Raw genomic sequence first — 4,646 nt, forward strand, 5'->3', positions numbered from 1 at the left:
CGTCGATCCCACGACGCCCGGCCCGCCCGGTCAGCTGCGTGTACTCACCTGGAGTGATCTCCGCGTGGGTCTCGCCGTTCCATTTGACCAGGCGTTCGAGCACCACGCACCGGGCCGGCATGTTGATGCCCAGCGCCAGCGTCTCGGTAGCGAAGACCGCCCGCAGCAGGCCCCGGACGAACAGCTCCTCCACGGTCTCCTTGAACGTGGGCAACATGCCGGCGTGGTGTGCGGCGATGCCCCGCTCGAGGCCGTCCATCCAGCCGTCGTAGCCGAGAACGCGCAGGTCCTCGTCGGGTATCTCCGCGCAGCGCCGCTCGACGACCGCCCGGATCTCCTGACGCTCGTCGGTGTCGGTCAGCCGGACGCCCGCGCCGAGGCACTGCTGAACCGCGGCGTCGCACCCGGCCCGGCTGAAGACGAAGATGATCGCCGGAAGCAGTGCACTGCGCTCGAGGCGGTCCAGCACCTCGACTCTGGTCGGTGTGTACGCCGAGCCCGCGGACCGGGGCCGGCGCCCGTTTCCGCCCCTCTTTCGATTACCGGGGCGTCCGAACTGCTCGTCCCGTGTGTACCGCAACAGCTGTGGGTTGACCGCGCGCTTGCCTTCGTCGCCCTCGCCCGTCTGGGCGAACAGGTCCATGATGCGCGGTCCCACCATGGCGTGTTGCCACAGCGGCACCGGGCGACGCTCCTCCACGACGACGTCCGTGTCACCACGCACGGTGGTCAGCCATTCGCCGAACTCCTCGGCATTGGAGACCGTTGCCGACAGGGCCACCACGCTCACCGACTCCGGGAGGTTGATGATCACCTCTTCCCATACCGCGCCGCGGAACTGATCGGCGAGGTAATGCACCTCGTCCATGACCGCGTATCCAAGCCCGGCCAGCGTCGGCGAGCCGGCATAGAGCATGTTGCGCAGCACCTCGGTCGTCATCACGACGATCGGCGCCTCACCGTTGACGGTGTTGTCCCCGGTCAGCAACCCGACCGAAGCTGCACCGTGCCGTTCGACCAGGTCGTGGAACTTCTGGTTCGACAAGGCCTTGATCGGCGTCGTGTAGAAGCACTTACGTCCCTCTTCGAGCGCCAGGTGAACGGCGAACTCTCCCACGACGGTCTTGCCCGACCCGGTGGGCGCCGCGACCAGCACGCCGCGGCCGCTCTCCAGGCCCTGACAGGCACGTTCCTGGAACTCGTCGAGGTCGAACTGGTAGTTGGAGCGGAAGCGGCCGAGGGAAGACTCGCGGTAGGCCAATCGACGCTTGTGCGCCGCGTACCGCTCCGCGGGCGAAGTCATACCGCCCAGGCTACCGGTCACGTCCGGCTCGTCGCAGACACACCTGCCCTACCGACAACAGAGGATGCCCTGACCCGAACAGAAGGAACGTGCGTACCGGGGTGGTCAGCGGTCGTTGTCGTCGTCGTCGATACGGCCGAGCTTGTCCAGCTCGTCGTCGGGCGTCGCCTGATCGGCGTCGAGGTTCGTCAGCGGATTCCGGTCCCGTCGACGGTCCCAGATCCGGCAGATCAGCACCGCGGCCTCGAACATCAGCCACATCGGACCGGCCAGCAGCATCAGGGTCAGCGGATCCCCGGTGGGCGTCGTCACCGCGGCGAAGACGAAGATGCCGACGATCACCCATCGCCTCGCGGACGACAGACTCTCATGCCGCAGGATCCCGACCGCGTTGAGCAGCACGACGAAGATCGGTAGCAGGAATCCGATACCGAAGACAAAGGTCAGCCGGATGACGAAGCTCAGATAATCCCTGAACTGGATGTAGTTGCTGACGTCATCCGGGGTGAAGTTCAGCAGGAACTCCCAGGCCTTCGGCATCACCCACAGCGCCAGGTACACACCGGCGCCGAACATCGGCACTGCCGCGCCGATGACGGCGAGCGCCCACTTCTTCTCGTTCGCGTAGAGAGCGGGGGTGATGAAACCCCAGACCTGGTAGATCCAGACCGGCGCGGCCAGGATCAGGCCGGTCCACAAGGCGATCGTCATCGGGACCAGCAGAGGGTCGGTTGCCTGCTGGTACGTCGCTCTGGCGTCGGCGCCCGTGCGCTCGGCCGCGTCGATCATCGGCTCCAGCAGGAACTCCATGATCTGTTCATGGAAGATGAATCCGACAATGCCGAAGAGCAGTACGCCCAGAGCGGACTTGAACAACCGCGAGCGAAGCTCTCGCAGGTGCTCAGTGAGAGTCATCCGGCCTTCAGGGTCGCGATCGGGACCGGATCCCCCTCCGCGACGGCCGGTGATGGTCGCCATGCCTACTTCTTAAGGTTCTTAGGCATCACGGGCGGACGACTCATTGGTCCGCTCGGTCGAGGTCTCGACCTTGGTCGGCTCGACGGCTGCGGGAACCTCGTCCTGGGGTGACTCCTTCTTGGCCGACGAACCGCTCGTGGATCCATCGGATGCCACGGAGTCATCCGCTACGGAGTCATCCTTCGAGTCGTCATCGATCAGGCCCTTGGTCTCAGCCTTGAAGATCTTCAGCGACTGTCCCAGGCCACGGGCCATCTGCGGCAGCCTCTTGGCGCCGAACAGGAGCACGATAATCGCCGCGACGATGACCAGTTGCCACCCTTGCATACCAAACATCGAAACCCCAACTCCTCGCCGTCTGTACTACCGATGTTACGCCAAGGTGCCCTTTGTTCCATTGCGGCGCGATTCTGCCCGGAACGCCAGACGCGCACAGCTTACCGCTCGTGCTGCCACTCCCCTGATCCTATGGTCTGTTCCAAGTCCTGGGAAAGACCGTCCATCTCGCGGGAGAGCACCTTGCCCTTGCGCCAGGTGCCGCGAGCGGCCATGATCACGCCCGCGACAGCCAAGACGAAGAGCAACGCCACCGCAAGGAACAACCAGATCGCCAACGTCGACATAGGATCCCGAGCCTACCTCACCCCATACGCGCTCAACGCCGCCCTGGCGTCGCTTGCGATCTCTTCTGCCAGGTCAGGAGGGTCGACCACCCGTCCACTGGCTCCCAGCCGAAGCGCCAGCCTACGCACCCAGCGCCGATCTCGCACCCGGAGCCGGACATCCAGACCGCCGTCCGTGCCGCGCTCCTCCGCGCTTTCGCACGGATAATAGTCGGCTACCCACCGACCGGCGCGGGTTAGTCGAATCGTCACCAACTCGTCATCCGGCGAGGGCTGGAAAAGGCCTGCGGAGAGGTCTCGCGGACGGGCTCCGTCCGGCACCTCGGCGGGAAGACCGAGCGCCTTGATGCCTGCGACACGGTCCAGCCGGAACAGCCGGACCTCCTCGGCCCGGCGGCACCAGCCCTCGAGGTAGAGCCGGCCGTCCACCACGACCAGGCGCATCGGATCGACGTCACGCTCCGTCGTCTCATCCCGCGCCGGCACCCAGTACGACAGGTGGAGCCTGCGCCCGTCGTCGAGCGCGGACCGGACGGTGCTCGCGACATCCGCCACCGCGTCGCCGTCGACCTGCACCTGTACGGCGCCGGCCCGCTCCGCGACCTCGCCGGCCGCCTGTTCGAGTTTGGTGATCGCCCGTCCGATCGCGTCCCGCTCGAACGGGCCCGGCACCTCCGCCAGCGTCCGCAGCGCCACCAGCAGTGCCACCGCCTCGTCCGTGCGCAGCCGAAGTGGCCGTGCCAGGTAGTCCGCGTTGGAGACGCTGATGACGCCCTCGCCCTCGACGCCCTCCATGTCGACTTCGATGTAGTCGCCCATCGACAGGCCAGGCAGACCGGAGAACCACAGCACGCGCAGGTCCCGGATGACCTGGCGTTCGCTGACACCGAACAGCTCGGCCACTTCGGCGACCCGCGCCTGGGGGTGCGAGCGCAGATACGGCAGCATCGACAGCAGCCGGGCCACCTGCGCCGGCGCGCTGTCCGGTCGCTGCTTGCCGGAGCGCGTGTTCATGGTGCCACCCCTGCCACGTCGCTCAACCAGCCGACTACCTGTTTGCGCAGGTCCTCCGGCTCCAGTGCGACGGCGTCCACGCCATGCGTGGCGATCTCCTCGGCCAGCCGCGTCATCGAGGAGTACCGAACGGTGGCGATCTCCCATCCCGGCTCCTCGTCGGGGCGCACGTCGACCGCCTGGCTCCGCAGGATGTGCCCGCTCCCCTCGCGGACCCTGACCTTCGCCGTCGGAAGGTCGCGTGGCTCCGACGGACCCAACGTCGCCGCCGCCGCACGCACCTCCTCGGGCGGAGGGACGTCATAGCTGCCTGGTTTGCCGTCCGCTTCGACGTCTCCCACGATCCGCGAAAGGCGGAACATCCGAGCGTCCGTGCGGTCCGTGTCGTAGCCGAGCACATACCAACGTCCGTGCCAGGAGAGCACGCTCCATGGCTGCACATGCCGGAGCATCGGCGTCGAGCTGGAAGCCTTGCGGTGAGGGAACCGAACCGGCTGCCGGTCCCGCACCGCCTCCCACAGGGGCCAGAAGGCGGGTTCTTCGCCGCCCACTCTCGGCTCCACCGCGCCCAACGCCCTTCGATCCGCGTCCACCCCTACCGCCTGCAGCTTCAGCACGGCGTTACTGGTCGCGGCCGCGAGGCCGGAGTGCTGCCACACTCTGGCGGCCAGTCCGACGACGGCCGCCTCGTCGGGTTCGAGGCGGATCTCGGGCAGCTCGAACTCTTG

General features: G+C 67.0%; 6 protein-coding genes. All 6 read right to left on the reverse strand.

The features are described from left to right. The coding region (locus tag ELR45_RS41735; protein WP_240760252.1) for a DEAD/DEAH box helicase at positions 1-1,303 on the reverse strand (1,303 nt) is incomplete at its 3' end. Between the two features lie 105 nt (positions 1,304-1,408). Then, positions 1,409-2,281: a twin-arginine translocase subunit TatC gene (gene tatC / locus ELR45_RS30405; protein ID WP_129669634.1), complete on the reverse strand. Its 873-nt coding sequence runs from the start codon at positions 2,279-2,281 to the stop codon at positions 1,409-1,411. A gap of 18 nt (positions 2,282-2,299) precedes the next feature. Further along, positions 2,300-2,617, reverse strand: coding sequence for a Sec-independent protein translocase subunit TatA (tatA, locus tag ELR45_RS30410; protein ID WP_129669635.1), 318 nt, complete (start codon positions 2,615-2,617; stop codon positions 2,300-2,302). Between the two features lie 101 nt (positions 2,618-2,718). After that, positions 2,719-2,904: a hypothetical protein gene (locus ELR45_RS30415; protein ID WP_129669636.1), complete on the reverse strand. Its 186-nt coding sequence runs from the start codon at positions 2,902-2,904 to the stop codon at positions 2,719-2,721. Between the two features lie 12 nt (positions 2,905-2,916). Beyond that, positions 2,917-3,918, reverse strand: a complete 1,002-nt coding sequence (locus tag ELR45_RS30420) for a helix-turn-helix transcriptional regulator (RefSeq protein ID WP_129669637.1) — start codon at positions 3,916-3,918, stop codon at positions 2,917-2,919. Then, positions 3,915-4,646 (reverse strand): helix-turn-helix transcriptional regulator (locus tag ELR45_RS30425; protein WP_205857572.1); only part of this gene is annotated, 732 nt, incomplete at its 5' end. The genes ELR45_RS30425 and ELR45_RS30420, both read right to left, overlap by 4 nt.

It is taken from the genome of Phytoactinopolyspora endophytica, assembly GCF_004138495.1.
Classification (GTDB): domain Bacteria; phylum Actinomycetota; class Actinomycetes; order Jiangellales; family Jiangellaceae; genus Phytoactinopolyspora; species Phytoactinopolyspora endophytica.

Bases quoted from the DNA above. Each gene is read 5' to 3' on its own strand.
- tatC (WP_129669634.1), bottom strand. From the start codon at position 2,281: ATGGCGACCATCACCGGCCGTCGCGGAGGGGGATCCGGTCCCGATCGC.
- tatA (WP_129669635.1), bottom strand. From the start codon at position 2,617: ATGTTTGGTATGCAAGGGTGGCAACTGGTCATCGTCGCGGCGATTATC.
- ELR45_RS30415 (WP_129669636.1), bottom strand. From the start codon at position 2,904: ATGTCGACGTTGGCGATCTGGTTGTTCCTTGCGGTGGCGTTGCTCTTC.
- ELR45_RS30420 (WP_129669637.1), bottom strand. From the start codon at position 3,918: ATGAACACGCGCTCCGGCAAGCAGCGACCGGACAGCGCGCCGGCGCAG.